General features: G+C 65.2%; 24 protein-coding genes and 1 tRNA gene. 15 read left to right on the top strand and 10 right to left on the bottom strand.

Annotated elements, in window-relative coordinates; genetic code table 11:
• Positions 1–70: 70 nt before the first annotated feature.
• From QPK31_RS19935 to cls, 8 genes are all read left to right on the top strand, one after another.
• Positions 71–835 (top strand): glycine zipper 2TM domain-containing protein, encoded by a 765-nt coding sequence (locus QPK31_RS19935; protein WP_290424626.1) that lies wholly within the window; start codon positions 71–73, stop codon positions 833–835.
• A gap of 187 nt (positions 836–1022) precedes the next feature.
• Positions 1023–1265: a hypothetical protein gene (locus QPK31_RS19930; RefSeq protein WP_290424625.1), complete on the top strand. Its 243-nt coding sequence runs from the start codon at positions 1023–1025 to the stop codon at positions 1263–1265.
• An 89-nt stretch (positions 1266–1354) separates the two neighbouring features.
• On the top strand, positions 1355–1501 hold the full coding sequence (locus QPK31_RS19925) for a lmo0937 family membrane protein (protein WP_136223041.1): 147 nt from the start codon (positions 1355–1357) through the stop codon (positions 1499–1501).
• Between the two features lie 160 nt (positions 1502–1661).
• Positions 1662–2330 (top strand): OmpA family protein, encoded by a 669-nt coding sequence (locus QPK31_RS19920; RefSeq protein ID WP_290424624.1) that lies wholly within the window; start codon positions 1662–1664, stop codon positions 2328–2330.
• A 318-nt stretch (positions 2331–2648) separates the two neighbouring features.
• Positions 2649–5510 carry a TonB-dependent receptor gene (locus tag QPK31_RS19915; RefSeq protein WP_290424623.1) on the top strand — a complete coding sequence of 954 codons (2862 nt, stop codon included), beginning with the start codon at positions 2649–2651 and terminating at the stop codon, positions 5508–5510.
• 192 nt (positions 5511–5702) lie between these two features.
• Positions 5703–6164, top strand: coding sequence for a hypothetical protein (locus tag QPK31_RS19910; protein WP_290424622.1), 462 nt, complete (start codon positions 5703–5705; stop codon positions 6162–6164).
• 165 nt (positions 6165–6329) lie between these two features.
• Positions 6330–8465 carry a site-specific recombinase gene (locus tag QPK31_RS19905; protein WP_290424621.1) on the top strand — a complete coding sequence of 712 codons (2136 nt, stop codon included), beginning with the start codon at positions 6330–6332 and terminating at the stop codon, positions 8463–8465.
• Positions 8462–9850: a cardiolipin synthase gene (gene cls, locus QPK31_RS19900; RefSeq protein ID WP_290424620.1), complete on the top strand. Its 1389-nt coding sequence runs from the start codon at positions 8462–8464 to the stop codon at positions 9848–9850. Before QPK31_RS19905 ends, cls begins: the two co-directional genes overlap by 4 nt.
• A 6-nt stretch (positions 9851–9856) precedes the next feature.
• Here cls and QPK31_RS19895 read toward each other — a convergent pair whose 3' ends face one another.
• The 4 genes from QPK31_RS19895 to QPK31_RS19880 all read right to left on the bottom strand — a co-directional run bounded on the left by QPK31_RS19895 (position 9857) and on the right by QPK31_RS19880 (position 12591).
• Positions 9857–10213 carry a translation initiation factor Sui1 gene (locus QPK31_RS19895; protein ID WP_290424619.1) on the bottom strand — a complete coding sequence of 119 codons (357 nt, stop codon included), beginning with the start codon at positions 10211–10213 and terminating at the stop codon, positions 9857–9859.
• A 123-nt stretch (positions 10214–10336) separates the two neighbouring features.
• Entirely contained in the window at positions 10337–10825 is a 489-nt protein-coding gene (locus tag QPK31_RS19890) for a hypothetical protein (RefSeq protein WP_290424618.1), read from the bottom strand.
• 81 nt (positions 10826–10906) lie between these two features.
• Positions 10907–11842 carry a metallophosphoesterase gene (locus tag QPK31_RS19885; RefSeq protein WP_290424617.1) on the bottom strand — a complete coding sequence of 312 codons (936 nt, stop codon included), beginning with the start codon at positions 11840–11842 and terminating at the stop codon, positions 10907–10909.
• Complete coding sequence (locus QPK31_RS19880) at positions 11842–12591, bottom strand: phosphatase PAP2 family protein (protein WP_290424616.1); 750 nt, start codon at positions 12589–12591, stop codon at positions 11842–11844. The genes QPK31_RS19885 and QPK31_RS19880 overlap by 1 nt, the downstream gene beginning before the upstream one ends.
• A gap of 142 nt (positions 12592–12733) precedes the next feature.
• Between QPK31_RS19880 and QPK31_RS19875 the strand changes: the two genes are divergently transcribed.
• The gene (locus QPK31_RS19875) at positions 12734–12946 is read left to right on the top strand and encodes a hypothetical protein (RefSeq protein WP_290424615.1); all 213 of its coding nucleotides are present in this window, start codon (positions 12734–12736) and stop codon (positions 12944–12946) included.
• 427 nt (positions 12947–13373) lie between these two features.
• The gene (locus tag QPK31_RS19870; RefSeq protein WP_290424614.1) at positions 13374–14411 is read left to right on the top strand and encodes an SDR family oxidoreductase; all 1038 of its coding nucleotides are present in this window, start codon (positions 13374–13376) and stop codon (positions 14409–14411) included.
• On the opposite strand, the gene QPK31_RS19865 is transcribed toward QPK31_RS19870, so the two are convergent.
• The 3 genes from QPK31_RS19865 to QPK31_RS19855 form a co-directional block, all read right to left on the bottom strand.
• Positions 14370–14807 carry a hypothetical protein gene (locus QPK31_RS19865; protein ID WP_290424613.1) on the bottom strand — a complete coding sequence of 146 codons (438 nt, stop codon included), beginning with the start codon at positions 14805–14807 and terminating at the stop codon, positions 14370–14372. The genes QPK31_RS19870 and QPK31_RS19865 overlap by 42 nt on opposite strands.
• Before the next feature lie 97 nt (positions 14808–14904).
• On the bottom strand, positions 14905–15996 hold the full coding sequence (locus tag QPK31_RS19860) for a porin (protein WP_290424612.1): 1092 nt from the start codon (positions 15994–15996) through the stop codon (positions 14905–14907).
• A gap of 124 nt (positions 15997–16120) precedes the next feature.
• Complete coding sequence (locus QPK31_RS19855; RefSeq protein ID WP_308634039.1) at positions 16121–17857, bottom strand: sensor domain-containing diguanylate cyclase; 1737 nt, start codon at positions 17855–17857, stop codon at positions 16121–16123.
• A gap of 218 nt (positions 17858–18075) precedes the next feature.
• Here QPK31_RS19855 and QPK31_RS19850 point away from each other — a divergent pair, with 218 nt between their 5' ends.
• From QPK31_RS19850 to QPK31_RS19840, 3 genes are all read left to right on the top strand, one after another.
• The gene (locus QPK31_RS19850; protein WP_290424611.1) at positions 18076–18918 is read left to right on the top strand and encodes a hypothetical protein; all 843 of its coding nucleotides are present in this window, start codon (positions 18076–18078) and stop codon (positions 18916–18918) included.
• 67 nt (positions 18919–18985) lie between these two features.
• On the top strand, positions 18986–19537 hold the full coding sequence (locus QPK31_RS19845; RefSeq protein ID WP_290424610.1) for a hypothetical protein: 552 nt from the start codon (positions 18986–18988) through the stop codon (positions 19535–19537).
• A gap of 84 nt (positions 19538–19621) precedes the next feature.
• Positions 19622–20113: a hypothetical protein gene (locus QPK31_RS19840; protein ID WP_290424609.1), complete on the top strand. Its 492-nt coding sequence runs from the start codon at positions 19622–19624 to the stop codon at positions 20111–20113.
• Positions 20114–20198: 85 nt separating this feature from the next.
• Here QPK31_RS19840 and QPK31_RS19835 read toward each other — a convergent pair.
• From QPK31_RS19835 to QPK31_RS19825, 3 genes are all read right to left on the bottom strand, one after another.
• Positions 20199–20288 (bottom strand) — tRNA-Ser (locus QPK31_RS19835).
• A gap of 73 nt (positions 20289–20361) precedes the next feature.
• Complete coding sequence (locus QPK31_RS19830; RefSeq protein ID WP_290424608.1) at positions 20362–22419, bottom strand: bifunctional diguanylate cyclase/phosphodiesterase; 2058 nt, start codon at positions 22417–22419, stop codon at positions 20362–20364.
• The gene (locus QPK31_RS19825; protein WP_290424607.1) at positions 22412–23584 is read right to left on the bottom strand and encodes an HDOD domain-containing protein; all 1173 of its coding nucleotides are present in this window, start codon (positions 23582–23584) and stop codon (positions 22412–22414) included. The genes QPK31_RS19830 and QPK31_RS19825 overlap by 8 nt, the downstream gene beginning before the upstream one ends.
• Positions 23585–23893: 309 nt before the next feature.
• Between QPK31_RS19825 and QPK31_RS19820 the strand changes: the two genes are divergently transcribed.
• Together QPK31_RS19820 and QPK31_RS19815 are read left to right on the top strand one after the other, a co-directional pair.
• Positions 23894–25960, top strand: coding sequence for a carbon starvation CstA family protein (locus tag QPK31_RS19820; RefSeq protein ID WP_290424606.1), 2067 nt, complete (start codon positions 23894–23896; stop codon positions 25958–25960).
• A complete protein-coding gene (locus QPK31_RS19815) occupies positions 25960–26157 on the top strand; it encodes a YbdD/YjiX family protein (protein ID WP_229439574.1) in 198 nt (65 codons plus the stop codon). The genes QPK31_RS19820 and QPK31_RS19815 overlap by 1 nt, the downstream gene beginning before the upstream one ends.
• Positions 26158–26523: the final 366 nt, after the last annotated feature.

Raw genomic sequence — 26523 nt, 5'->3', positions numbered from 1 at the left:
ATCGTCGACCGGGCGCGCTGCCTGGCCGTGCGGGCCGTACGAGCGGCCTGCAATCTGTCGAGGACAAGCCATGAACAATATTCCGAATCCCCCGGCGCGCGCCCAGCACCATCCGCTCCTCCTGATCGCGGCGCTCGCCGTTGTCCTGTTCTGCCTGGTCGGCACCGCCGCCATCATGGGCTGGATTCCGTCGTCGATCGGCGGCAATGCCGGCCGCCAGCTGAACGAGGCCGACCGCGCCGCGCTGGCCGCCAGCCTGCCGCCGCCCAACCAGGCGGCCCCGGCCTTGCCTGACCCGGCCGCCGATCCGCTGGCCGGGCAAGCCGCCGGCGCGGCGGCGCTGGCCCCGGCAGCCGCGGCGGCGCCCGCTTACCCGGCCCAGCAAGTGGCCCAGGGCTATGCGCCCGCTCCTGCCCCGGCGCCAGCCGAGCCGGCCCCCGTGACGCATCCGAAAGCCGCGAACAAGCCGGTGCAGGTGGCTGCCGCCGACACGCCCAAGTGGTGCGGCAATTGCGGCAACGTCGAGTCGGTGCGCGCCATCAAGCAGCGCGCCCAGGGCAGCGGCCTGGGCGCTGCGGGCGGTGCCGTGGTCGGCGGCCTGCTCGGCAACCAGATCGGCGGCGGCCATGGCCGCCAGCTGGCGACCGTAGCTGGCGCCATCGGCGGCGCCGTGGTCGGCAACCAGGTCGAAGGCAACATGAAGGCCACCACCAGCTACGAAATCCGCGTGCGCCTCGACGACGGCACCCTGCGCACCTTCCACCAAAACAGCCAGCCGCAATGGCGCAACGGCGACCGCGTGCGCATCGTCAAGGGCCGCCTGCGCGCTGCCTGATCCCGCTCAACCTACCTCCTTTTCGAGGCCGGCCATCCGCGAGGATGCCCGGCCTTGATATTTTCTCCAGTGCAATGTGCGCCAACGCACGGAATTACTGCTGAGCTAGCCCGAGAATGTTTCTACGCCGGAAACTCCAGAACCTCACATCCGGTACAAGACTCCAACCATCGAAAAGGGGATTACCATGAATAGCCTCGCGTGGATCGGCATCATCGTTTGGGGATTGGTCGTGACGGCCTTCGGCCTGGTGTCGGCGGGGCCGCCGCTGCAGGACGGGCATGCGGTGGCGCCGCACGACGTGACCCTGCTGGTGGCGGGCGGCCTGCTGACCTGCCTGATCGGCATCGTCGGCCTGCTCGGTTTCATGGGGTGGATTCCGGGTCTGAACGGCGCAGGGATGCAAAAAGAACAAAAATCTCGCGCTTAATGTGGGCCATCGAACGGTGGTGCTGAGCAGCTCGCTGCATACTGGACTCACCGCGCCACTGACGGCGCTAATGTCTGAGGAGACTCATCATGCTCTATACCATTGCCATCGTTTTGATCGTCCTGTGGCTGCTCGGCCTGGTCACCTCGTACACGATCGGCGGCTTCATCCACATCCTGCTGGTTGTCGCCGTGATCATGATCCTGGTGCGCCTGATCAGCGGTCGAGGCATATAGGCGCAAGCGCGTGAGTGACGCGTCCTGCGTCCTTGCCGCACGCGCTTGCCCAAGCGGCAAGGCGCATGCGCCAACAGATGTTGTACCACCAATCCGTTTCGCGGACGTGCCCCGCAGGGGTGCGCCTACGAAACGGATTTTCATTTCAAGGAGAGCGATTATGACTAGCAATCTCACCAAATCCGCCATCGCAGCCACCGTCCTCGCCCTCGGCGTGAGCGGCTGCGCCGACATGAACGCCACCCAGCGCGGCACCGCCACCGGCGCCGGCGCCGGTGCGGCCCTCGGCGCCCTCATCGGCGGCACCACCGGCGGCGGCGGCGGCAGCCGCGCTGCCAAGGGCGCCGTCCTCGGCGGCGCTGCCGGCGCCGTGATCGGCAACATCTGGTCGAAGCGCATGGAGCAGCAGAAGCAGGCGATGGAACAGGCCACGCAGGGCACCGGCGTGCAGGTGTCGCAGACCTCGGATAACCGCCTGAAACTGGAAATCCCAAGCGACATTTCCTTCGACACAGGCCGTTCGGACATCAAGTCGAACTTCCAGCCTATCCTCCAGCGCTTCGCCAGCACGCTGCAGGAAAATCCGAACACCAACGTGGTCATCATCGGCCATACCGACAACACCGGCAACGTGTCGATCAACCAGCCGCTGTCGGTCGACCGCGCCTCGCGTACGCGCGACTACCTGGCGGGCCGCGGTGTGAATCCGAACCGCATCACCATCGAAGGCCGCGCCGACCGCGAGCCGATCGCCAACAACAACGACGCGGCCGGGCGCGCACGCAACCGCCGTGTCGAGATCTACGTCGCCGAACCGGCACAAGGCTGATTTTTTAAGCCTCGGTTTTGCCAGGCCCTGAGCATAAGTTCCGCTTATGCTCAGGGCTTTTCTGTATAGACGACCAGACGAATTCTTTGTCTATGGCCCTATGAGCGAAGGGTATACCTGTTGTGTTAATCAAACAAATATCCGATCGCATTTGACATTTGTTTATCCGAAATGCTTTTATGTTGCCCTCAAGCGCGCTTTGCTGCTTGAGCAATCTGTCTAACAGCAACGAACGGAGCGTCGACGCCGCCCGGCCCGGCCACAAGCCGGCACCGCCACCGCGCCGCGCACCGTGAAAAAGAAGCATCGGAGAGTTTTTTGACTAAGCAGCATCTCGCAGTAAAGCGCAGCGTCGTCGCTGTCGCCCTGACCCTGGCCTCGACCAGCGTCGTTTTCGCGCAGCAGGAAGCTGCCGCCCCGGTAACCAAGGTGTACGTCACCGGTTCCAACATCAAGCGCGCGGACAAGGAAGGCTCCTCGCCGGTCGGCGTCCTGAACGCCAAGCAGATCGAAGCGACCGGCGCCAACACCGTCGCCGAACTGCTGCACTCGATCCCGGCCTTCGGCTCGGGTACCTCGAACGACATCACCGACGGTTCCTTCTCGAAAGGCACCTCGACCGCTTCGCTGCGCGGCCTGGGCTCGTCCTCGACCCTGATCCTGCTGAACGGCCGCCGCATCACGGCATCGGCCTACGCCGACCCGAACCAGGGCAAGTCGGCCGTGTACGACCTGAACAGCATTCCGGTCTCGGCCATCGACCGCGTCGAGATCTTCAAGGATGGCGCTTCGGCCGTGTACGGCTCGGACGCGATCGCCGGCGTCATCAACTTCATCACCAAGACCGACTACCAGGGCGCCGAGATCAAGGTCTCGACCAGCGCCAACGATGACGGCGAGTTCGCCCGCAACAACGTCAACGGCGTGTTCGGCTTCGGCGACCTCGACCAGGATCGCTACAACGCCTTCATTTCCTTCGACCTGGCGCAGCGCGACCGCACCGGCATCAAGGACGTCAACGACATCAAGAAGGGCATGTACGCGGACATTAACGCGCGCCTGAACCCGTATTCGAGCTACCTGTCGGACCAGGCCTTCTTCTTCCGCGAGCGCACCCCGGGCGCCCGCAACTTCGCCAACAACCTGGCCAACGCCTCGGGCATCGTCAACCAGCTCGGCTGCGACCCATCGCAGCAGATCACCGGCAACCGCGAAGCGAACAACCTGACCGCGACCTCGATGCTGAACGGCCGCACCTTCTGCAACTACGACGCCAACAACAACGCCGAAGCGCAGAGCAAGGGCAAGGATGCCAACGTCCTGGCCAAGCTGACCGTCCAGATCACCCCGGACATCACCTCGTTCACCGAATTCGGCTACAGCCGCGTCGACCGCGAATACACCGGCAACCCGTCGACCATCCTGTCGACCTCGCCGACCACCGTGTTCCGCACCGACGGCTTGCCGAGCGACTACCAGCTGATCCTGCCGATCGGCCATCCCGACAACCCGTTCACCGATGCCCGCTCGGCAGTCGGCTACCGCTTCGTCGGCACCGACGGCGGCTCGCGCAACGTCAACGAGGCCTTCCGCCTGCTGACCGGCCTGAAGGGCACCACCGGCCGCTTCGACTGGGAATCGGGCCTGCTGGTCAACCGCAGCGAGCGCACCGAAACCATGCGCGGCATGCTGTACCGCCCGACCATCGACCGCATCGTCACCGAAGGCCGCACCCTGGCCCAGACCGCCGCCGATCCATCGGCCGTGCGTGACGTCGTCAACGAAGGCTATGCACAAGTCGCCCAGTTCGACGCGAAAGCCTCGACCACGGTCGGCACCCTGGCCGGCGGCGACATCGGCCTCGCCTTCGGCGGTGAAATCCGCCAGGAAAAGCTGTCGATGACCCCGGACCAGCTGACCCAGACCGGTCAGATCCTGGGCCTGTCGAACTCGCTGATCGAAGCCCGGCGCATGGTCAAGTCGGCTTTCGTCGAAATCCGCACGCCGTTCACCAAGAACTTCGAGATGGACTTCGCCGGCCGCTACGACAAGTACCCGAACGATTCGAGCTTCGTGCCGAAAGTCGGCGCCAAGTGGGCCGTCACCGACCAGCTGACCTTCCGCTCGACCTATGCCGAAGGCTTCCGCGCGCCTGCCCTGTCGCAGATCGCCGAGGGCGGCGTGCAGTCGTTCTCGACCGTGCCTGATACCGTGCGCTGCCCGAACGCCAAGGACCCGCTGCCGGGCGCCTCGGATGCCGACTGCGCACGCCGCATCTCGAGCATGTCGAGTGCAAATCCGAACCTGAAGCCGGAAACCTCGAAGAGCTTCTCGTTCGGCGCAATCATCAACCCGACCCGCAACCTCGACATCCTGATCGACTACTACAAGATCCGCAAGGAAGACGAGACCGCGCTGCTGTCGGCTGGCTTCGTCGTCGATCACCCGGACCTGTACCCAGGCCTGGCAATCCGCGATAACAACCCGGCCAACCTGCTGCGCGACGCCAACGGCAATGCGATTCCGAACAGCGGCCCGCTGAGCGCCGTCAACCGCTACTACGTGAACCAGGGTTCGACTGTCGTATCGGGCCTGGACTTCGAAGTCGCGCACCGCCTGTCGCTGGGCGAGTGGGGCCGCCTGTCGACCAAGCTGGATTACAACTACGCGCTGACCTACAAGCGCGCGGAACGTCCAGGCGAGCATGAGAACAACCTGGTCGGCACCAACGGCGGCCTGGCCGACTGGGCAACCTCGGTGGGCGACATCCCGCGTCACCGCGCCACCCTGTCGACCGCCTGGACCATGGGCGTGCACTCGGTGACGGGCTCGATCGATTATGTCTCGCCTGTCTCGCTGTACCGTCGTTATGACGACGCAGTGCGCTTCGAAACCCCGTTCTGCTACTACGGCAGCGGCCCGGCGCCGGCCGGCGAGCAAGTCGGCGGCCTGCCGAAGTTCACGAACTACGTGAGCGACTGCTCGGTCAAGGAATGGACCACGGTCAACGTCGGCTATACCTACACGGGCTTCAAGAACTGGACCCTGTCGGCCAACATCCGCAACCTGTTCGACAGCGCGGCGCCGTACGATCCACGCTACCCGAGCGAAGGCTTCAACCCGCAGCTGCACAACGGCATGGGTCGTTACTTCCGCCTGACCGCCGGCTACCGCTTCTGATCGACGTCTGATCGACGTCTGATCGCAGCCTAGCGTGCGCAAAAACCGCCCGGTGTCATACCCGGGCGGTTTTTTTATAGGCTTGCCGCACGTTTGATGTCGCACACGCACCTGCTCGACGCAGCACAACCACATTCCCTGCCACACGCGCGATAGTGTTGCTTCACTTCGGCAACATTTCCTATCGCCATCATGCGCGACACCGCCAACGCCATCGAGTTCGACCACGCCACCCCAGGCGCCGCCTTGTGGCGGCCGTCGATGGTCGCCGCCTGGAGCCTGGTGTTCACACCCGCCTTCGGCTCCTGGCTCCTGATGCACAACTGGCGCGCGCTCGGCCAGCCGCGGGCCGCCGGCCGGGCGCGCATCTGGCTCGGGGCCAGCCTCGTCATGCTGGCCCTGCAACTGCTGGCCGGCGCCGTCAACCGGCGCCTGAACGGCGACTCGCCGCTGATGGCCTGGCTGGCCCTGGCCTGGCTGCTGCTGTGGCTGCTGGGCGCGGCCTGGCCGCAGTGGATCGCGGTGCGCCGCCGCTACGGCCGCCGCTATGCGCGGCGCGGCTGGAACGGCGCCCTCGGCCTGGCGGTGGTGCTGGGCGGCATTTGCTGGGCGAGCGGCTTCCTGTTCACCGCCCTGCTGCTCTCCTTCACCTGAAACCGTCCGCTTTCCACGCCTCGCGCGCCGATCGGGTATAGTGCCCGCCCGGCCCGGTGGCCTATATCCGGGTCGTTTCTCGCAATCACCTTCAGTGTGTACGTTGCCGTACCAAGTGCGGCGTTCTCAACGCGTACACTGTCAATCAAGAAAACCGGATTATTTATGCTCGCCATTCTCGAACGCATCGACCCGCACAGCGACCGCATCGACCTGCTGGTCGAGCTGGTGTGCAGCCTGCGCCCCAAGCGGGGCGACGGCGGGCAGGCGCGCGCCAATGTGCGTACCCTGACGCAGCTCCTGAAAGGCAATCCGCAGCAAGCCTGGGCCCTGCGCAGCTACATCGTCACCCTGCTCGAGAACCGCCGCCATACCAGCCTGTACAGCGACGTCGGCATCCTCTCGAACGACGGCTTCTTCACCGAACTGAAACGCCGCATCGCCTACCGCGTGCTGCCGCCCGCGCTCGACGACATCTACCTGTCCGATGCCCTGGCGGGCGTGCTGTATGCCGAGGACGACCACGCGTGGATCCGCGCCGTGCCCGACGCCGACTGGCTGGCCCTGTTCGACGTGGTGGCCTACGCTCCGCCGCCCACCGACGCGAAGAGCGACCGCGCGCGCTACGTCACGCTGACCGGTGTCCTGGATGCGATCCGCACCCTGTCGTGCCGCATCTGCGCGCTCGGTCTGGAGCCGCTGCTGGTGCACAGCTACAGCGAGATCGAGGATTTCGATTCGCCCTTCCTGATGCAGAACATCGAGGTCAACCAGTATCTCGACGCCTATGCGCGCCACCTCGATGGCGTGATGGAACGCCCCGACGATCCGCGCCACCTGCTGGTGATGCTGGACCAGTGCGACGAGGTGGTGGCCAAGATCCGCCGCAACTCGCTGTCGGTCGGCACCAGCGTGGCCCTGACCTATGTGCTGGTGGCCATTACCCAGAGCATCGCGCGGCTGCGCAAGCTGCTGTTCCTGGTCGATACCAGCGAAGCGGCCGTGCCGCCCACCGTGACGGCGCCGATCGCCCTCGAAGCGCCGGACAGCCCCGGCTACAGCGGCACGATGCTGCCGGCCACCGTGCCGCAGCCGGCCCAGCCGCACGTGAGCGAACGGCGCGCCGCCGCCCTGGCCCTGGCCCAGGAACTGATCGAGGCGCACAACACCAAGTACCAGGTTGGCGGGCTGTTCCGCCAGAACATCCACCTGCTGGCCCGGAATGTCACCGAGAACGCCAGCCGCACCGGCGAGCACTACATCGCCGAAAGCCGCGCCGGCCTGCGCGGCATGTTCGGCGCCTCGGCCGGGGCCGGCTTCATCGTCGGCTTCATGGCGATGTTCAAGATCCTGCTGAGCTACCTGCGCGCCGCGCCCCTGGTCGAGTCCTTCCTGTTCAGCATGAACTATTCGTTCGGCTTCATGCTGGTGCACATGCTGCACTGGACCATCGCCACCAAGCAGCCGGCGATGACGGCCCAGCGCATCGCCGCCGGCCTGCACAGCCGCGACGGGCGCGGCATCGATTTCGACAGCATGGCCGAGCTGGTGAACAAGGTGTTCCGCACCCAGATCGTCTCGGTGCTGGGCAACGTCGTGGTCGCCTTCCCGACGGCGCTGCTGATCGCGATTGCCTTCCAGCAGATGATGGGTCGCCATCTGGTGAACGTGGACAAGGCGCACCACCTGCTGCACGACATCGATCCCTTCCATACGCCGGCTCTGTTCTATGCCGCGATTGCCGGGGTCTGGCTGTTCGTCGCCGGGCTGATTTCCGGCTATTACGACAACAAGGCCTTGTATACCCGCATGGGCCAGCGCGTGCGCCAGTTGCGCTGGCTGCGCTGGCTGCTCGGCACGGAGCGCCGGGCCCGCCTGTCCGTGTATATCGAGAACAACCTGGGCGGCCTGATGGGTAACTTCTTCTTCGGTATTTTGCTCGGCACCACCGGCACTGTCGGCTACCTGCTCGGCCTGCCGCTCGACATCCGCCACGTCACTTTCTCGACCGCGAATTTCGCCACCGCCCTGGTCGCCCTCGACTACCAGATGAGCTGGCAGATGATCGCGAACGCCACCGCCGGCGTGGCCCTGATCGGCGCGGTGAATCTACTGGTCAGCTTCAATCTCGCATTGTGGGTGGCGCTGCGCGCACGCAATATCCGCTTCACGCGCAGCATCCTCCTGATGCGCGCACTCGGCCGGCGCTTCCTGCACGCGCCGCTCGACTTCTTATTCGGCCCACGGGACATCGACGTCGTCGACGCCGCGCCCGAGGCTCAACGGGGACACGCCAAATGAACAAGCACCGCACTTCGATGTGGATCGCCGCGCTCGCCTTCCTGGGCGTGGTCGCCTCCTGCAAGACCCTGCCCAATGCCGAGCACCTGCCCGAGACCCCGGCCAAGCCGGTGCCGACGGTGGCCACCGCCAAGGGCACCTTGAGCCAGGCGCAATCGTCGAAGCTGCTCTCGCGGCGCTGGGCCAACGCCACGCCCGACCTGAAGTCGCTGGCCGTGCTGGAGGAACAGGCCACCGGGGTGCCGCTGATCGCCGGCAACAACGTGCAGCTGCTGTTCGACGGCCCGGCCACGCTGCGCGCGATGATCGAGGCGGTGCGCGCGGCCAAATCCACGATCAATCTGGAAACCTATATCTTCGACCAGGACCCGATCGGCCTGCAGTTCGCCGAGCTGCTGATGGAAAAGCGGCGCCAGGGCGTGGTGGTGAACGTGATGTACGACAGCGTCGGGACCATCGGCACCCCGCAAGCCTTCTTCGACAACATGCGCGCCGCCGGCGTCAACATGCTGGCCTTTAATCCGATCAACCCGGCCAAGGCCAAGGGCAACTGGTCGATCAACAACCGCGACCACCGCAAGATCCTGGTGGTCGACGGCAGCGTCGGTTTCACGGGCGGCATCAACATCAGCGCCGACTATGCCAACAGCTCGCTGTTCCGCTCGGGCCGCAAAAGCGACAAGGTCGACAAGGACAAGGTCGGCTGGCGCGACACCCACGTCCGCATCGAAGGCCCGGCCGTCGCCACGCTGCAATATGCCTTCGTGAACAACTGGGTGCGCCAGGAAGCCGGCGAGCTGCTGCAGGCGGAATACTTCCCGCGCCTGGCCCCGGCCGGCGACAAGTTCGTGCGCGTGCTGGCCACCGAGCCGAACGGCCACTCGGAAATCTACAAATCGCTGATGGTGGCGATCAACGAGGCCAAGAAATCAGTGCACGTCACCTCGGCCTATTTCGTGCCGGACCAGCAGATCGTCGACGCCCTGATCGCCGCGGCGAAACGCGGCGTGGACGTGAAGCTGGTGCTGCCGGGCGTGTCGGACCACGGCCTGGTGATGCAGGCCGGCCGCGCCTTCTACGAGCAGTTGCTGGAAGGCGGCGTCAGGATCTACCAGCTGCAGGTGGCGGTGCTGCACGCCAAGACCGTGGTGGTCGATGGCGCCTGGTCGACCATCGGCTCGGCGAACATCGACCGCCGCAGCTTCATCCACAACTACGAACTGAACGTGGTGATCATCGACCCGGCCTTCGGGCGCGACATGGAAGCGGCCTTCAACGAAGACCTGCGTTCCTCGAAAGAAGTGACCCTCGAACAATGGCGCGACCGCCCCTGGTCGGACCGCATCAAGGAATGGGCTTCGCGCCTGACCGAATACTGGATCTGAACGCGGTCAGCCGCCGGCGCGCTTCGGGTCGTGGCCCTGCTGCTTCAGGGTGTCGATCACGCGGTCGCAATGGTCGCCCTGGATTTCGATCACGCCATCCTTGACGGTGCCGCCCGAGCCGCAGGCGCTGCGCAAGGTTTTTCCGAGCGCGGCCAGTGCGGCGGCGTCGAGCGCCAGGCCCTTGACCAGGGTGACGGTCTTGCCGCCCCGCCCTTTCGACTGGCGCGAGACGCGCACCACGCCATCGCCCTTGACCACCGCCTGCGCCTTGCACTGGCAGGCGCCGACCGCCTGCCGGCATGCCGGACACATGCGCCCGCTTTCGGTGGAATAGACCAGGCCGCCGTTCGAACTGCTTTTCATGCGTGACTCGACAGTGTTGAGATGGAAAACACGCGAGTGTAGCAGCATGGCGCCGGGCAAACAAAGGGGCGCAGCCCTCCCAGGCCGCGCCCCTCCTTCCGCGGTCGCCCGGCGGTGCCTGCCTTATTCGTCGTTGCCGATCCCGCGTTCCGGACGCGTCGACAGGGCCACGATCGCGGTGCCGGCGGCGACGATCAGCGCATCCTCGATCAGCCCGCTCTTGGTCTGGCCGATGCGCGCCATGGCCTGCTTGCGGCCGGCAAGCGTCAGGTAGGCCAGCGGCACGGCGGTGGCCACCGCGACGGCGGCGCCTTCCTTTTCCCTACCCTTCGGCGCCAGCGCGGCGCCGGCGATGCCGGCGCTCATCACGCGCGCCAGCAGGCCGAGGAAGACCGTACGGTCGGGTGCGGATTTCATCTTGTCGCCGAACAGTTCACCGACGCCCATGGCGAGTGCGCCATACTTGAAGACCGGACGGTCGAGCAGGAACAAGTCGCCGCTGGTATGGCGGCCGGCAAGCCGCGCGGTGGCGATGGTGGCCATTGGCGTCATCGAACGGGCGCTCGCAACGGCGCCGATCAAAGCGGAAGAAAGCAGGCTGCGAAATGTCATGTGGTCTTACTCCTTATAGGTGAGTGGTGTTGAAACAGCCGGGCAGCCCGCACCCGGCAAAAAGCTTTCCTGCGCCCGGGGCTACAGCCCGGCCGCGAGCATGCCTTCGGTGGCCGGCGCCCAGACGTTCCCGGCGCGCACGAACTTCTCGGTGAGCACGACACGGTAGGCGCCGCCGACCACATCCCAGCCATAGCGGTCGACCTCGACGCGCTCGGGCTCGACCCGCAGCACGTTGAAGGAATTGGTTTCGCCGCGTCCGCGCGTNGCGCCGCCGACCACATCCCAGCCATAGCGGTCGACCTCGACGCGCTCGGGCTCGACCCGCAGCACGTTGAAGGAATTGGTTTCGCCGCGTCCGCGCGTGGACGTCGCGGTGCCGGCCTGCACCACGAGCGCGGCATAGGAATCGATCTGGTAGCGCGTGGCCGTGCTGGCCGCATGGCTGACGTGCATGTGGCCGGCCAGCAGCACGTCGACGCCGCACTGGGCGAACACCTCCATCGCCATCGGCGCCCGGTTCACCAGGTCGCGCTCCTCGAAACTCTCGGGCAGGTCGAAGGGGTGATGGGTGACGACGATGCGGGTGATGCTCGGGTCGAGCCCGCCCAGGCGTTCTTGGATGCGCGTCACCTGCTCCTTGTTCACGCGGCCATCCTTGATGGTCAGCGAACGCGCGGTATTGACGCCGACCACGGCGATCTCGTCGTCGAGGAAGACCGGGCAGAGGTCGTCGGTGATGTAGCGTTTATAACGGTCGAGCGGCTTGGCGAAGCGGCGGAACACGTTGTACAGGGAAATATCGTGGTTGCCGGGCACCACGATCTGCGGACCAGGCAAGGTGTCGAGGAAAGCCTTGGCTTCCTCGAATTCCTCGCTGCGCGCGCGCTGGGTCAGGTCGCCCGAGACCACCAGCACGTCGGGGGCGATCTCGTGGACCAGGTTGCGCAGCGGTTCCAGCAGGGCCGGGTCGACACGGCCGAAATGCAGGTCGGACAAATGCACAAGTCTACGCATCAGGATTTCTCGCTCAGGTTGATTGTTGCGCGGCGCGCACGCGCGGCCTGGCGCCGGCGCAGCGTGGCCACGCCGGTCACGCAGATCGAAAGCCAGGCACAGCCTTCGGCCATGGCCGCCAGCACGTCGGACAGGTAATGGGCGCCGAGATACAGGCGCGATCCGGCCACCAGCGCCACCATCAGGCAGGCCAGCAGGATCCAGCCGGCGCGTGCGCTCCAGCGCTGCGCATGGCGCGTCAGGTAGCAGGCCAGCAAGCCGTACAGCAGGGTTGCCGCCACCGTGTGGCCGCTCGGGAAACTGTAGGTCGTGAGGGTGAGGATGGGCTCGTCGAAGTGCGGACGGGCGCGTTCGAAGGTGTGTTTCATGAGTACATTCAGGACCATGCCGCCCGGTACCGTGACCAGCAGGGTCAGCATCCAGTGGCGCGCGCCGCGCCGCACCAGCCACCAGCCGGCCAGGGCCGTCAGCGCCAGCACGCCCGGCGTGCTGTGGAGCTGGGTAACCGCCATCAGGAAGCTGCGCAGGACGGCGTTGCCGTGGGCATGCGCATGCAGCCAGTTGGCCAGCTCGACGTCGAGCTGGGTGATCGGCGCGCCGGCCACCACGGCGCCGGCGATGCGGGCAAACCCGGCCATCGCCAGCAGCAGCGCCAGCACGCCGACCGTCAGGTGCAGGCCGAATGCCTCTCCGGGCGAGAAGCGCGCGGCTGCAAAACGGTGCAGGCGGGTAGTCAGCGATTTGTCCATCGGTATCACATGGAGGTGCATGGCAAAAAAACCACAATTAAAAAATTTTACTGGTTGTTTGTACAGTACCTGTAGATTTATACAGTGGTTATGCTATTCTGTACTCACTTGACCAACACAACAAAACGATAGGGAACCGTCAATGACCACTCTGAACAACTCCTTCGGCCTGGAATACGCTCCTGCTCCATTCATGATGCGCTTCGGCCGCCGCGAACTCACCGTTACGCGCGATTTCCGCAAGCGCTTCTATGCGGTCAACCCGGTCATCGAATGCGACACCGGCATCGAGGCGGGCCACGTCGAGGTCTTGTTGTTCGGCCGCTGGCTGCTGATCCTCTCCAAGGCGCACTAAGCTTCATTCCTTTCCCCACCCCGACCGGCGCGCGCCATTTCCGTGCCGGCGGGGCTTGCTCCTGACGCTGCGCCATACGGCCAGCGCTCATACAGTGCAAGCACGCCCGGTGCGCCGCCCGACCTGTTTCTGGCGGCGGCGCATCGGGCGATCAATCAGTCCTCCCGCCCTGCCGCAATCCTTTGTGTACTGTTGCGTTGATGCTAACAGCGAACGCAAGCCCATCGCGCACAACAGCGTCCGCGCTCTCCGCAAGCCCGCTTCGCTTTCCTTCCCGCTCGTCTACGGCGCGCCAGCCCATCAAAAAATGCCTTGAAATACACGGCGTGATCACGACTGTGATAATTCGACAATTCGCGGCTGCCGTCTGTGCGCAATCGCGCAAGACGCAGTCTTTCCGTAGTACCCAACAGGAAAGGAAGACGTCATGTCCGTAAAACTCCGCAAGATCAACGAACAGGTGATCGTCATCACCGGCGCCAGCAGCGGCATCGGTCTCACCACCGCCCGCATGGCCGCCGAACAAGGCGCCAAACTGGTGCTCGCCTCGCGCAACGGCGACGCCCTCGACCAGCTGGCCAGCGAACTGCGGCGCCAGGGCTGCCAGGTGGCCACCGTCGCCGCCGACGTCGGCAATGCCAACGACGTCGAACGCATCGGCGCCACCGCCATGGAACGCTTCGGCCGTATCGATACCTGGGTCAACAATGCCGGCGTCGGCACCTTCGGCCGCCTGGAAGAAGTGGCGCTGGAAGACCACATGCGCCTGTTCCAGACCAACTTCTGGGGCGTGGTGAACGGTTCGCTGGAAGCGGTCAAGCGCATGAAGACGCGTGGCGGCGGCGCCCTGATCAACGTGGGCAGCGAGGTCTCGGACCGCGCCGCGCCGCTGCAAGGCATGTATGCCGCCTCGAAGCACGCCGTGAAAGGCTTCACCGAGGCCCTGCGCATGGAGCTGGAAAAAGAAGAAGCGCCGATCTCGGTGACGCTGGTGAAACCGGCGGCGATCGACACCATGTTCGCGCTCCACGCGAAAAACTACATGGAGAAGGAAGCGGCGCTGCCGGCGCCCGTGTACGCGCCGGAGATCGTGGCCAAGGCCATCCTGTACTGCGCCCAGCATCCGAAGCGCGACATCTTCGTCGGCGGCGCCTCGAAGCTGGTTTCCTCGGGCAACGCCTACATGCCGCGCCTGCTCGACAAGTACATGAACGCCTCGATGTTCAAGCAGTCGAAGTCGAAATTCGACAAGCAGCCGGGCCGCACCGACGCCCTGCATGCACCCGATCCAACGCAGGCGCTGCGCGAGCGCCAGGGCATGACCGAGCGCCATGTGGCCGAAAGCTCGGCCTACACGGCGCTGGCCCTGCGTTCGAAACCCGTCACCACCGCCCTGCTGGCCGGTGGCGCGCTGTTCGGGGCCTTATTCGCGGCCCGTGGGCTCTCGCGGCGGCTGGCTCGCTAGGAAGTCGGTATCGTCTTCCGTGAGCGGCAGGTCGGGGATGGATTCGATACGGTCGGTATCGATATCGGCGCCATCCTTGGCCACCGTGTCGCGGCCGGCAGCGGCGCGCTCGCCGGTGCCGCCCATGTCGGAGTCGCCAGAGAAATCGGCGTCGCCGACGTCGGGGCCGGCGGTGTCGCCGGCATGGCTGGCCTCGAGGTCCGAGGTCGTGCCTTCATCCAGGTGAATCAATTGATCGTCATCGAGGTTGCCGGCAAAGCCGGGGCCGCCGACGACATCGCTGCCGGTATCGGAAATATCGCTCGGCCCGAGGGCGTCGGTGCCGTGGCCCTTGCCAAGGCTGCGGTCCGGGGCTTCCGGAAAGTTGTCCGGATCGAGGGTGCTGGCTCCAGTCATGAATGCCTCCATAAAGTGTGGGTGGATGGTGTCAGGCTACAGAGTTTCCCGCCCGCGCGTCGCAGCGGATGGCGGGGCGCCTGGCGTGGAAATCGTTTCAAAACGCGTGGCGCATGCCGACGTTGAAGGCCTTGTTGCCGCTGCCCGGGGCGCTGGCATTGCCGACCGTATAGCCGGCGCCGTTGCGGTTGCGGATGTGCGAGTACGCCGCATAGAAATCGGTGCGGCGCGACACCGAATAGCTGGCGCCGAAGGCCGCCTGGTTGGCGTCCTGGTTGGCCAGGTCGCGGTCGTCCTTGCGGATGTACGAACCCAGCAAGGTGACTGAATTGCTGACCGGCACCGCCATGCCGAACAGCACGTCGCGGCTGCGGGTCGAGGGCGTGCGCGCCATGCCGACGCTGTACGGATTGTCGGGATTGAACAGCGGCGAGCTGGCGATGCCGCGGCTCATGCTGTAGGCCGCGTAGGCGGTGCCCCAGCCGAGGCGCAGGTTGGCGGCCAGCAGCGAGTTCTTCGACGTCATGTCGTTGCTGGTCTTGTAGTTCAGGTTGGCGCGCACCGCGCCCTGGTTGCGGTGCGCCGCACGCACGGTGAGCGGACCGCTGCTCAAGCCCACCGTCATGCCCCAGGCGCGCCCGGCTGCCGAGGTGTCGAGGTCGCGCGCGGCCCAGGATGCGCCGGCCGAGAAGCCGTTCGCCAGCGTCTTGTAGTACTGCACGCTGTTGTCGGTGCGGCGCGGTCCGCCGATGAGATTGGTCGCGCTGCCGGCGGTGCCGCCCTTGAATGGATCGGCCACGTCGGTCAATGCCAGGTATTGCAGGTTGTATTGGCGTCCGATGGTAATGGCGCCGAATTCGCCTGACAAACCGACCCAGGCCTGGTGTTCGAGACGCTCGCGCCCCTGTTCGCGTTCCTGGCGGTCGGCGGCGCGGCCGGTGTCGAGTTTCAGCTCGGTTTCCAGGCCGAACACGGCCGAGGTGGTGTCGCCGATGGATTCGCTGCCCTGGATGCCGATGCGCGAGGTCGACGCCACACCGCTGCCGACCTTGGTCGTGCAACCGTTGGCGCAACCGCTCTCGCCGACCACGCCGGCGTCCAGCACACCGTAGGTCGTCACACCGCTCTGCGCACAAGCGGCAGCGGCACTTCCTCCCAGCAAAGCAAATGTGAAAAGCGACTTCAGCATGGCGTATCCCCTCTACGCCTCTACATTACGCCTCTCTAAGCGGGTTCATCTGTCGATTACCCCACATACGGCTCACCAGAATGGCTTGTCTTTATGTAGGTACATTCTGACTGCCGATGAAATATTACGCAGCAGAAATTTCTTTGGCGGGATTTGCCAGCGCCACCGCGTTTTTCCCGCCGCGCTTGGCGGCGTACATCGCCCCGTCGGCACGCGCCAGCCAGGCGTTCAGGTCGGCCGCCTCATGCGGCAGATGCAGGGCCACGCCGATACTCGCGCCCACGCCGACGGTTGCGCTCTTCAGGACATACGGCCGGCGCAGTGCTGCCAGCAGGCTGTGCGCCTTGTCCGCGGCATCGCCAACGTTGGCCAGGTTCTCGAGGATGACCACGAACTCGTCGCCGGCCAGGCGCGCCACTGTATCGGTGCGCCTGACCGCCTCGGCGATGCGCGAGCCGAACTGGCGCAGCAGCTCGTCGCCCTCTTCGTGGCCATGGGTATCGTTGACGGCCTTGAAGCCGTCCATGTCGAGGAACAGCAGGGCGCAGGGCTTGCCGCTGCGCGCCGAACGCTCCATCGCGGCCGGCAGGGTCTCCATCAGCGCGCGCCGGTTCGGCAGGCCGGTCAGCACATCGCGCAGCAGCAAGGCCTGCAGCTCCGCGGTGCGCAGCGCCACCGTCGATTCCAGCTGCAGATTCATGGTTTCCAGGGCATGGCGGTGGGTTTCCTCGCTGCGCACCAAATCGCGCATCGCCTGCGACAGCACCTGGGCCTCGTGGAAGCCGGCCACCACCGGAATGGCGGGCGCCGGGCGGCCGGCGTCGGTTTCCTGGGCCGCCAGTTCGATCGCATTGCTGAGCGCATCCATCGGCCGCGTCAGGCGCCGCGCCAGCAGCGCCGCGCAGCCGGCCAGCACGGCCGCCATCAGGATGCTAAGCCAGATCATGCGGTGTTCCAGTTCGCGCGCCTCGGCCAGCGCCGCATCCTCGGTATGGCGTACCAGCACCGACCATTTCAGGGACGCGGGATCGCCCTCGGCGCCGGTGCGGCTGTAGCCGGTGAGATAGGTCTTGCCGTCGGGGCCGGTTTCGCGCATGGAACCGGTCTCGCCGGCGGCCGCCAGGCGCAAGCTGGCCGTATCGATGCGCGTTTCGATCAGCTCTTGCGGCCCGAGCAGGACGGTGCCGTCGTCGCGTACCACCAGCACCTCGGCGCCGTATTCGCGCAAGGCCGGCGTGAGCAGCTCGCGCGCACGGTTGCGCGCCCATTGCCAGCTCATGTGCACGCCGACCACGCCGACGAATTCGCCCTTGCCGTTCTTCAGCGGCGCCGACACGTCGACGAAGCGCCAGGGGTCGGGCGTCTTCGGCAGCAGCTTGCCGAGCATCACGGCGGGATGGTAATCGGAGGCATGCAAGCCCTGGCGCCCGGCCTGGAACCAGGGACGGGCATCGACCTTGGCCCCTTCCAGCAGGCGCCCGGTGGACGCCATCAGCCGCCCTTCGGCATCGGTGACGCCGATCCAGGCATATTCCGGCACCGAGCGCTGCAGCGATTCGAGGGCATTGCGGGCCGCATCGACATCGTGCGCCGAGCGGATCTGCGGCAATTCGGACAGCAGCTTGACGTTGGCGGCGGCGTTACCGATCGCGCGGTTCAGCGAGTCGCGCATCTGCCACGACAGCTGCTGCAGGCGCACCTGCGCCTCCTTGCGCGCCTGCTGGTGGGCGAAGTGGCTGACCAGGGCCAGGTGCAGCAGCATGGTCAGGACGACGGCGGCGCTGACGACGAGCATGGTGATCGTGGCCAGGCGGGGCGAACGACGGTTGGCGTCCCGGGCAGGAGCGATGTGCTTATTCAATCGGCATATGATCTTTTTCGTGTAAGCAGCATGATAGCGCCAGAGCGTTAACCAAGAGTCAGGCAGATGCTTAATTGCAACACTTTTATTCAGTGAAATTGTATCGCTCCCTGCGATAAGGCCAGATTGCGCTACCAAAACGCAATAGTTGGTGAGATTCAGAGAATTTCCGGCAAGCTATACTTGGTGTTCGAACAGAACAGGCAACGGGAGACAAATTGAAGCCATTGACTGCCTTGCTGGCCGCGATCTTCCTTCACGCTTCCCTGGGCAGCATGCAGGCTGCCAATGCCCAAGGCGCGGTGAAACCGAAGACAGCCTCTTCCGCAGCGAAAAAGCGCCCGGCGTATGCGCTGGAACCGCTTGAAACCTGGACCGATGAACTGGGGCCAGGCTACAAGGGGCATGCATGCATCCCGATTGCCAAGCGACTTCATTCGCTCAAGGTCGACAAAGACGCATTCGAAACGACGGCCGCCCATGCCGACCGCATGGGCGCGCTGGGCAAGGAAAAAATCGTCGGCAGTACCTTACTAGGAGACACGTTCGGCTTCGTCGACGCATACCGTTCTTTTTCGGAGGACTACGATGCCGACCGGGGAACATTGCATGTGCGCGGAATATGGGGAGCCAAGATGCAGCGGATTGGCGATGCCTTCTTCGTTGCCGAACTGCTGGACTCGACACAGCTGTCGACGCGCAGCTACACGGCGGCCAATGCATATGGACGAACCGCGCAGGTCACCAGCACGACTACGCGCGGATGCGGCCTGCTGTTCACCAACATTCCACTCAAGCTGCTGCAACCGAATATCCGGCAACTCGACGTGTCCCTGGAACTCAGCCCCGAACAGGCTCGGCTCGCCATCTACAATATCCAGATCATGTTCGTCGGCAAACTCGCCCCTCCCTACCTGTCCGGCTATTTCGACTTTACCCGCCCGACCATCAAGGATCCGCGGGAAAAGAACTGGGAGGGCGATAACCTGACCATCGAATTGCAGCAGGTCTGGCTATTCAATCGAAAAACCGGCCACGTGTATAAAAAGATCGATATCTGAAGTTGGATATCGCCCGGCGCCCCGGCACGCCCGCTTGCCGTTGTCATCCTGTTCCATGAACAAGCACATGATCCTTGCAACACTGATTTCCGGCCTCGCGCTGTCGGCGAGCGCCGCCGCCCCAACCACCATCCTTGGCATGCCGCTCGGCGGCCAGGTCAAATCCATCCGCGCCTGCACCATGAACGAAATCGGCCGGCTCGACAGCACGCCGCTGTGCTGGATCGAAACTCCTGCGCTCGACAAGGGCGTGCGCAAGGGAACGCTGCAGATACCGGGCAGTGCAACGCGGCCGAAATGGGCGGCATATGCCAGGTTCGACGCCACGATCAGCAAGGCCGGTGTCTTGCAAAGACTGGCTGCGAACAGCCACCGCATCGAGGATTATGCGGAAATCGTCAGCTCGGTATCGAGCCGCTTCGGCGCACCTGTTCTTGCGCGCTCGACCGGCGCGGAGCCAACCGCCACCTGGAAACATCCAGATGCGGACATTTTCATGCTGTGCACCCGGCGTTACGGCTGCAGCATCGAGTTCACCTCGCCGGCCTATGCCGCTGCGCAGAAACGCGAAGCCGAGCAGCAGGCCGCCAAGGAAGCGGCACGGCCGATTGCACCGTGACGAGCGAAGCCGGCTTGCCCGGATGCGAGCCGGCCTGTGCCGTGCTCACGATCATACCGGGCCAGGCCTTTTCATTCCGACTACATGAAAGACAGCGTGATGACTGAACGCCACACCTTGAAAGATGGACTTGCGCTGGTCTTTCAAGGCATCGAAAGGCTGAACGCCGCTTTTCCTCATCGTCGTTTCACCGTGGATGGGAGACTCGTCGGCGATATCGGTGAAGTCATCGCCGAACTGGATTACGACCTGCGCCTCGATGAGGTATCGCAAGCCATTCATGACGGGACGACCAGCAATGGGAGACGGGTGCAGGTCAAGGCGACTTTCGGCAACAGCCTGACCTTCAAAACCACGCCTGATTATCTCCTGGGGATCAAGCTCTACCGGGACGGCAGCTATGAAGAGATTTATAACGGACCGGGATTGCTGGTGTACGACACATTCGCACACCGCCGCGGCATCGGTACGACCTTGTTATCGTTTCCGAATGCACGTCTGCGCGAGCTGTCGAGTATGGTCAGTGAGGGCAATCGCGTTGCCAAACGCAGCAAGCTAGCCGACGCGGGGGCTTAGGATCGAACGCATGCCTCTCGAGGCGTTTGTCGGTGCAGGCGGAGCAGACGAAAAAAAAGCCCTGACTCAGGGCTTTTCAGTATCTTGGCGGAAGCGGTGAGATTCGAACTCACGAACGGCTCACACCGTCGGCAGTTTTCAAGACTGCTGCCTTCAACCACTCGGCCACGCTTCCTTTGAGGAACCGGCATTATACATAAATCATCGCGGCCCGGGCAGTGGCGCGGCGCAGGAGACGGAAAAGCGCCCTACCCCACCAGCAGCCAGTTCTCGCGCAGCCCCTGCTCGAACCCCGCCGCCGGCAGCGGCTTCGCATACAAATACCCCTGCACCTCGTCGCAGCCGCTGTCGCGCAGGAAGGCCAGCTGGTCCGGCGTCTCCACCCCTTCCGCAATCACCCGGTGCCCGAGCTGGCGCCCGATGCTGATGATGGTGCTGGCGATCGCGCAGTCGCTGGCGTCGTTCGGAATTCCGGTGGTGAACGAGCGGTCGATCTTCAGCGTATGGATCGGGAAGCGCTTCAGGTAGGACAGGCTGGAGTAGCCGGTGCCGAAATCGTCCAGCGACAAGGCCACGCCGAGCGCATTGATGCGGTCCATGATGCCGATCACGCGGTCGATGTCGTGCATCAGCGTGCTCTCGGTGATCTCAAGCTCCAGCCAATCCGGGTCGAGCGCATAGCGCGCCAGCGTATCGGCCACGCGGTTCGGCAGCGACTCGGTGAATTCGCGCGCCGATACGTTGACGGCCAGGCGGAACGGGCGCATGCCGGCGCGCTGCCACACGGCCGCCTGGGCGCAGGCCTGCTCCAGCACCCACTCGCCCACCTGCACGATCAAACCGGTGGTCTCGGCCAGCGGGATGAATTCGGACGGCGGCACCACGCCGCGTTCCGGATGCACCCAGCGCACCAAAGCTTCAGCACCGACAATCTTGTCGGTGCCAATTTCAAACTTCGGCTGGTAGACCAGCATCAGTTCGCCATGTCCGAGCGCGTGGCGCAGGCCGGACTCGATGCGCATGCGGTCATGCATGCCCTGGTTCATGTCGAAGCTGTAGAAGGCCACGCTGTGGTCCGGGTTCGCATGCCCTTCCTTGGCGCGCGCCATCGCGATGTCGGCCATGCGCAGCAGGGTGTCGGCCTCGTTCCCATCCTGCGGATAGACGCTGATGCCGACGCTGGCGCCGACGCGCAAATCGTGCCCTTCGATCAGGAAGGGCGCGTCGAGCGCGGCCTGGAGTTTTTGCGCCACCGTGGTGGCCTCGAAGTGCTGGCGGACGTCGAACAGGCCGACGGCGAATTCGTCGCCCGACAGGTGCGCCACCACGTCTTCTTCGCGCAGCGCGGCGCGGAAGCGCCCTGCCACCTGGCGCAGCAGCTCGTCGCCGATGCGCCGGCCCAGGGTGTCGTTCACCAGCTTGAAGCGGTTCAGGTCAATGAACAGCACGCAGCCCGACAGCTCGTTGCGCTGGGCGACCATCAGGGCCTGGTCGACCAGGCGCGTGAACAGGGTGCGGTTCGGCAGGCCGGTGAGTTCGTTGTAATAGGCCAGGTGGTGCAGGCGCTCCTCGGCCAGCTTGCGTTCGGTGATGTCGGTGAGGTAGGCGATCAGGCCGACCCGGCGGTCTTCCAGGTCGCGCAGCGGCGACAGCGACAGGCTGGCCCAGAAGATCTCGCCCGATTTTTTGCGGCGCCGTACTTCCATCATGCGCCCGCCCTGCTCGGCGAAGAGGTCGGGCTGGCTGTCGTCTTCGTCGGCATACAGGAACAGGATGTTGCGGCCCACCGCTTCCAGCGCGGTATAGCCGAATAGGCGCTCGGCGCCGCCGTTCCAGCTGGTGATGTAGCCCATCGGGTCGAGCGTGAGCACCGATTCGTGGATCTGGTCGAGGATCTGCGACTGGTGCGCCAGCTGGGCCTCGACCTGGGCATAGGCGTGGGTGGCGCGCTGGGCCAGCGAGTGCACTTGCAGCAGGGTGCCGGTGAGCGCGGCCAGGCTGGCCAGGTGGCGCCGGTCGTCGATGTCGTAGTCGCTGCGGCCGGCCACCTGGTAGCAGCCATAGTAGTGGCCCTCGACGCGGATCTCCTGGTGCAGGGTATCGGGGGCGGCAGCGCGCGCCGCGGGAACCTGCAGGGCCAGCGGGTCGGCCGCCGTGAAGCTGCCTTGCGGACTGGCCAGCAGGGCGCGCGCGATGCGGCCCAGTTCTTCGTGCAGGGCGGCGCAGCGCAGGCGCACGACGGCCTCGCCGAGTGCGGCGCTGCAGGCCGCGAAATCGTGGCTGCGCAGCGCCAGCAGCTCAGACATTGCGGCCCACCTGGATTGCCCAGTGATAGGCGTGCAGCTGGCTGCTCCACCACGAGGCCGGGTCGACGCCGGCGGCGGCCAGCGCCGCCGCATGCGTCGCGCCGCCTTCCATCAGGCGCAGGCGCGCGCCGAGCAGGCCTGCGCGCCGCAGCAGCGCGGCTTCCACGTGTTCGGGCAGGCAGAGCTCGCCGACGATCTCGGCCATGTGCATGCCGAGCAGGCGGTCGAGCAGCGAAAAGGCGCCGGCCATGAAGGCCAGGTCCTGCTCGTCGCGGTCGCCGCCATCGCGCTTGCACAGCACTTCCAGGCGCGCCGCGCGCAGCGCCGCCAGCGGCAGCAAGGGATTCAGCGGCCCCTCGGCCTCGGTGCGCGCGTAGAGCAGCAGTTGCAGCCAGCGCTGCAGCTGGCGCCGGCCCAGCAGCGCGATCGCCTGGGCGAAGCCGGTGATACGGGTGTTGACCGCAAAGGCCGCCGAATTGACCAGCTTGAGCAAATGGTAGGAGAGCACCGGGTCCTGCTTCAGCACGTTCTCCAGTTCGCGCGAATCGGCGTCGCGCGCCAGCAGGGCCAGCAGGCCAAGCAGGCGGCGCCGCGTCGGCAGGTCGTTCGCGCCGGCGCCGGCGCAGGAGCGCGCCAGGTGCGCGCCGCTGAACCAGGCGAAGCCGGCTTTTTCGCAGGCGCGCAGGCCGCGCTCGTCCCCGATCCCATACGCCAGGTGCGGGCCGAACAGCGCCAGCAGGCTGCCCGGCGCCGGCATGCCCGCGCTGCAATCGAGGGCCACGCCGCGCAAGGTAGAGGGACGGGCGACGCCCGGCGGCAGGGCGCCGTCGAGCAGGATGCGGTAGCCCTCTTCCTGCAGCGCGGCCAGCTGGCGCGCGGCGCCGTCCTGCGCCAGGCAGGCGCCGTCGAACACCAGCACCACGCGCTGCGGCGGCAGTTGGGACAGCAAAGGCAGGGGCAGTTGGGCCGGGCCGTCGAGCCGCAGCACGCAGTCGAGCGGGGCAATGGCGGCCAGCAGGTCGGGCGAGCCGAACAGCAGCGGCAGCGAGGATGCGTTGCCGGACGCCGTGCGCAGGTCCAGACCCAGGGCCACCCACTCGTTTCGCCCATTGGCGATCGGGTGCATCTGCACCAGCGGGAAAGGGGTCAAGTCCAAGGCGGCCATCGGCATCCTCTGAGTAGGCAATCAGCTCATATTAGTCGAGCAATTAGCTAAAGGCAACTAAATTTGTTTCCTGAGGGATACATTTCATACGTGATAATACGTAGCGAATATGGCTGAGCCGCGGAGTAGAATCATGCGCTTGCCATTTCTATAATGGTGCAAGATATGTATCGGACGCTGGGGTCGGCCGTGGGCGGCTCGTCGGTTTTTCGCCGGCGATTCGCCCGTTACGCTAACGACCGTGTCGCCGCGCGCGGCGGGGTGCTGGACGCGCCCTACCCTGACGAATAAAAAACTGAAGGAGCCACCATGAAAAGCCTCGGAAACAAGCTCGGCTGGGCGGCGCTCTCACTCCTCGGCGCTGTGTCGCTCGCTTACGTGGCTGTACGCCGCGGCGAGTCGATCAATGCCGTCTGGGTGGTCGCGGCGGCCGTCTGTGTTTACCTCATCGCCTACCGATTCTACAGCCTGTATATCGCCACCAAGGTGATGGGGCTGGATGCACGCCGCCAGACGCCGGCCTATAAATACAACGACGGCCTCGATTACGTCCCCACCAACAAATACGTGCTGTTCGGCCACCACTTCGCCGCGATTGCCGGCGCGGGGCCGCTCGTGGGTCCGGTCCTGGCTGCCCAGATGGGCTATCTGCCGGGCATGATGTGGATTCTCGCCGGTGTCGTGTTCGCCGGCGCGGTGCAGGATTTCATCGTCCTGTTCATGTCGATGCGCCGCGACGGCCGCTCGCTGGGCGACCTCATCAAATCCGAGATGGGCGAAATCCCGGGCGTCATCGCGCTGTTCGGCACCTTCATGATCATGGTCATCATCCTCGCGGTGCTGGCGCTGATCGTCGTGAAAGCCCTGACCGGCTCGCCGTGGGGCACCTTTACCGTGATGGCGACGATCCCGATCGCGCTCTTCATGGGCATCTATTCGCGCTATATCCGCGTCGGCCGCATCGGCGAAATCTCGGCCATCGGCTTCGTGCTGCTGATGCTGGCCATCGTCGGCGGCCAGTGGGTCCACGATTCGCCGACTCTCGGCCCGATGTTCACCTTCACCGGGGTCGAACTGACCTGGATGCTGATCGGCTACGGCTTCGTGGCCTCCGTGATCCCCGTGTGGCTGCTGCTGGCGCCGCGCGACTACCTGTCGACCTTCCTCAAGATCGGCACCATCGTCGCCCTGGCCATCGGCATCGTGCTGGTCGCCCCGCACATGCAGATGCCGGCCGTGACCCGCTTCGTCGACGGCACCGGCCCGGTGTGGTCGGGTAATCTGTTCCCCTTCCTGTTCATTACCATCGCCTGCGGCGCCGTCTCCGGCTTCCACGCGCTGATCTCCTCGGGCACCACGCCGAAGATGATCGAGAACGAAAGCCACGCCCGCTTCATCGGCTATGGCGCGATGCTGATGGAATCCTTCGTCGCCATCATGGCGCTGGTGGCCGCGTCGACCATCGACCCGGGCATCTACTTCGCGATGAACGCGCCGGCCGCCGTGCTGGGCACCACCGCGCAGTCTGCAGCGGCCGCCGTGTCGAACTGGGGCTTCGTGATCACCCCCGACACCCTGACGCAAATGGCCAAGGACGTCGGCGAGCACACCATCATCTCGCGTGCCGGCGGCGCGCCGACGCTGGCGGTGGGCATGGCCAACATCCTCTCGAACGTGGTCGGCGGCAAGGCCATGATGGCCTTCTGGTACCACTTCGCGATCCTGTTCGAAGCCCTGTTCATCCTGACCGCAGTGGATGCGGGCACCCGCGCCGGCCGCTTCATGCTGCAGGATTTGCTGGGCGCCTTTGTCCCATCGCTGAAGCGCACCGAGTCGCTGCCGGCCAACCTGCTGGCCACCGGCCTGTGCGTCGCGGCCTGGGGTTACTTCCTGTACCAGGGCGTGGTCGATCCGCTGGGCGGCATCAACACCCTGTGGCCGCTGTTCGGCATCGCCAACCAGATGCTGGCCGGTATCGCGCTGATGCTGGGCACCGTGGTGCTGTTCAAGATGAAGCGCGGCCAGTACGCCTGGGTCACCATCGTGCCGACCATCTGGCTGCTGATCTGCACCCTGGCCGCCGGCTGGCAGAAGATCTTCCACGAGAACGTGAAGGTCGGCTTCGTCGCCCACGCCCAGAAGTTCCAGGCCGCGCTCGACGCCGGCGAAGTGCTGGCCCCGGCCAAGTCGCTCGACGAAATGCGCCGCATCATCTTCAACGATTATGTCGACGCCACGCTGGCCGGCTTCTTCATGGTCGTGGTCCTGGCCGTGCTGTTCTACGGCATCAAGACCGTGATCGCGGCGCGCAACAACGGCAGCCCGACGGTGAAGGAATCGCCGTTCGTGGCCACCCCGGCCGCGCAGGTGCAGTGATGCTCGGCGCCCTGGCCCAGGCCGGCCGCTACCTCGGGCAAAGCATGCGCCTGATGGTCGGCCTGCCCGAGTACGACACCTACCTCGCGCACATGGAGCGCGAGCATCCGGATAAAACGCCGATGACCTACGAGGAGTTTTTCCGCGAGCGTCAGGAAGCGCGGTATGGGTCGGGGCGCAGCGGCGGTTGCTGCTGAGGCGCCTTGCCTGGTAGCCTGAACAAAGCCCGTGTCAGTGATGACGCGGGCTTTTTTAAATGGTGGGTTCGAGAACCCACCCTACGCCATGCAGGCAGCCGGTAACGCTACGGGCTTCCTGGCATCCGGTGGGTTCGAGAACCCACCCTACGGAATGCGGGGTGATCGAACAATGCATCGATGCAGGTAGGGTGGGTTCTCGAACCCGCCCACGCAATGCGGGGTAATCGAACAGTGCATCGATGCAGGTAGGGTGGGTTCTCGAACCCACCGATCATCGCGTGCCGCCCCCCTCCCCCCACTTTGCGATTACGCAAAGTCGCCCCTCCACTGGCAACGTATATTTTTTCTTGCAGGAATTTGCAT

The organism is Massilia sp. YIM B02769 (assembly GCF_030411995.1).
Lineage (GTDB): Bacteria > Pseudomonadota > Gammaproteobacteria > Burkholderiales > Burkholderiaceae_D > Telluria.
Note: the sequence above shows the minus strand (reverse complement) of the source record. Positions and strands in the feature narration are given on the sequence as shown.

Bases quoted from the DNA above. Each gene is read 5' to 3' on its own strand.
- QPK31_RS19825 (WP_290424607.1), bottom strand. From the start codon at position 23,584: ATGGCCGCCTTGGACTTGACCCCTTTCCCGCTGGTGCAGATGCACCCG.
- QPK31_RS19815 (WP_229439574.1), top strand. From the start codon at position 25,960: ATGCTCGGCGCCCTGGCCCAGGCCGGCCGCTACCTCGGGCAAAGCATG.
- QPK31_RS19880 (WP_290424616.1), bottom strand. From the start codon at position 12,591: ATGGACAAATCGCTGACTACCCGCCTGCACCGTTTTGCAGCCGCGCGC.
- QPK31_RS19905 (WP_290424621.1), top strand. From the start codon at position 6,330: ATGCTCGCCATTCTCGAACGCATCGACCCGCACAGCGACCGCATCGAC.
- QPK31_RS19925 (WP_136223041.1), top strand. From the start codon at position 1,355: ATGCTCTATACCATTGCCATCGTTTTGATCGTCCTGTGGCTGCTCGGC.
- QPK31_RS19820 (WP_290424606.1), top strand. From the start codon at position 23,894: ATGAAAAGCCTCGGAAACAAGCTCGGCTGGGCGGCGCTCTCACTCCTC.
- QPK31_RS19890 (WP_290424618.1), bottom strand. From the start codon at position 10,825: ATGACATTTCGCAGCCTGCTTTCTTCCGCTTTGATCGGCGCCGTTGCG.
- QPK31_RS19875 (WP_290424615.1), top strand. From the start codon at position 12,734: ATGACCACTCTGAACAACTCCTTCGGCCTGGAATACGCTCCTGCTCCA.
- QPK31_RS19860 (WP_290424612.1), bottom strand. From the start codon at position 15,996: ATGCTGAAGTCGCTTTTCACATTTGCTTTGCTGGGAGGAAGTGCCGCT.
- QPK31_RS19865 (WP_290424613.1), bottom strand. From the start codon at position 14,807: ATGACTGGAGCCAGCACCCTCGATCCGGACAACTTTCCGGAAGCCCCG.
- QPK31_RS19920 (WP_290424624.1), top strand. From the start codon at position 1,662: ATGACTAGCAATCTCACCAAATCCGCCATCGCAGCCACCGTCCTCGCC.
- QPK31_RS19840 (WP_290424609.1), top strand. From the start codon at position 19,622: ATGAAAGACAGCGTGATGACTGAACGCCACACCTTGAAAGATGGACTT.
- QPK31_RS19895 (WP_290424619.1), bottom strand. From the start codon at position 10,213: ATGAAAAGCAGTTCGAACGGCGGCCTGGTCTATTCCACCGAAAGCGGG.
- QPK31_RS19910 (WP_290424622.1), top strand. From the start codon at position 5,703: ATGCGCGACACCGCCAACGCCATCGAGTTCGACCACGCCACCCCAGGC.
- cls (WP_290424620.1), top strand. From the start codon at position 8,462: ATGAACAAGCACCGCACTTCGATGTGGATCGCCGCGCTCGCCTTCCTG.
- QPK31_RS19935 (WP_290424626.1), top strand. From the start codon at position 71: ATGAACAATATTCCGAATCCCCCGGCGCGCGCCCAGCACCATCCGCTC.
- QPK31_RS19845 (WP_290424610.1), top strand. From the start codon at position 18,986: ATGATCCTTGCAACACTGATTTCCGGCCTCGCGCTGTCGGCGAGCGCC.
- QPK31_RS19930 (WP_290424625.1), top strand. From the start codon at position 1,023: ATGAATAGCCTCGCGTGGATCGGCATCATCGTTTGGGGATTGGTCGTG.
- QPK31_RS19870 (WP_290424614.1), top strand. From the start codon at position 13,374: ATGTCCGTAAAACTCCGCAAGATCAACGAACAGGTGATCGTCATCACC.
- QPK31_RS19830 (WP_290424608.1), bottom strand. From the start codon at position 22,419: ATGTCTGAGCTGCTGGCGCTGCGCAGCCACGATTTCGCGGCCTGCAGC.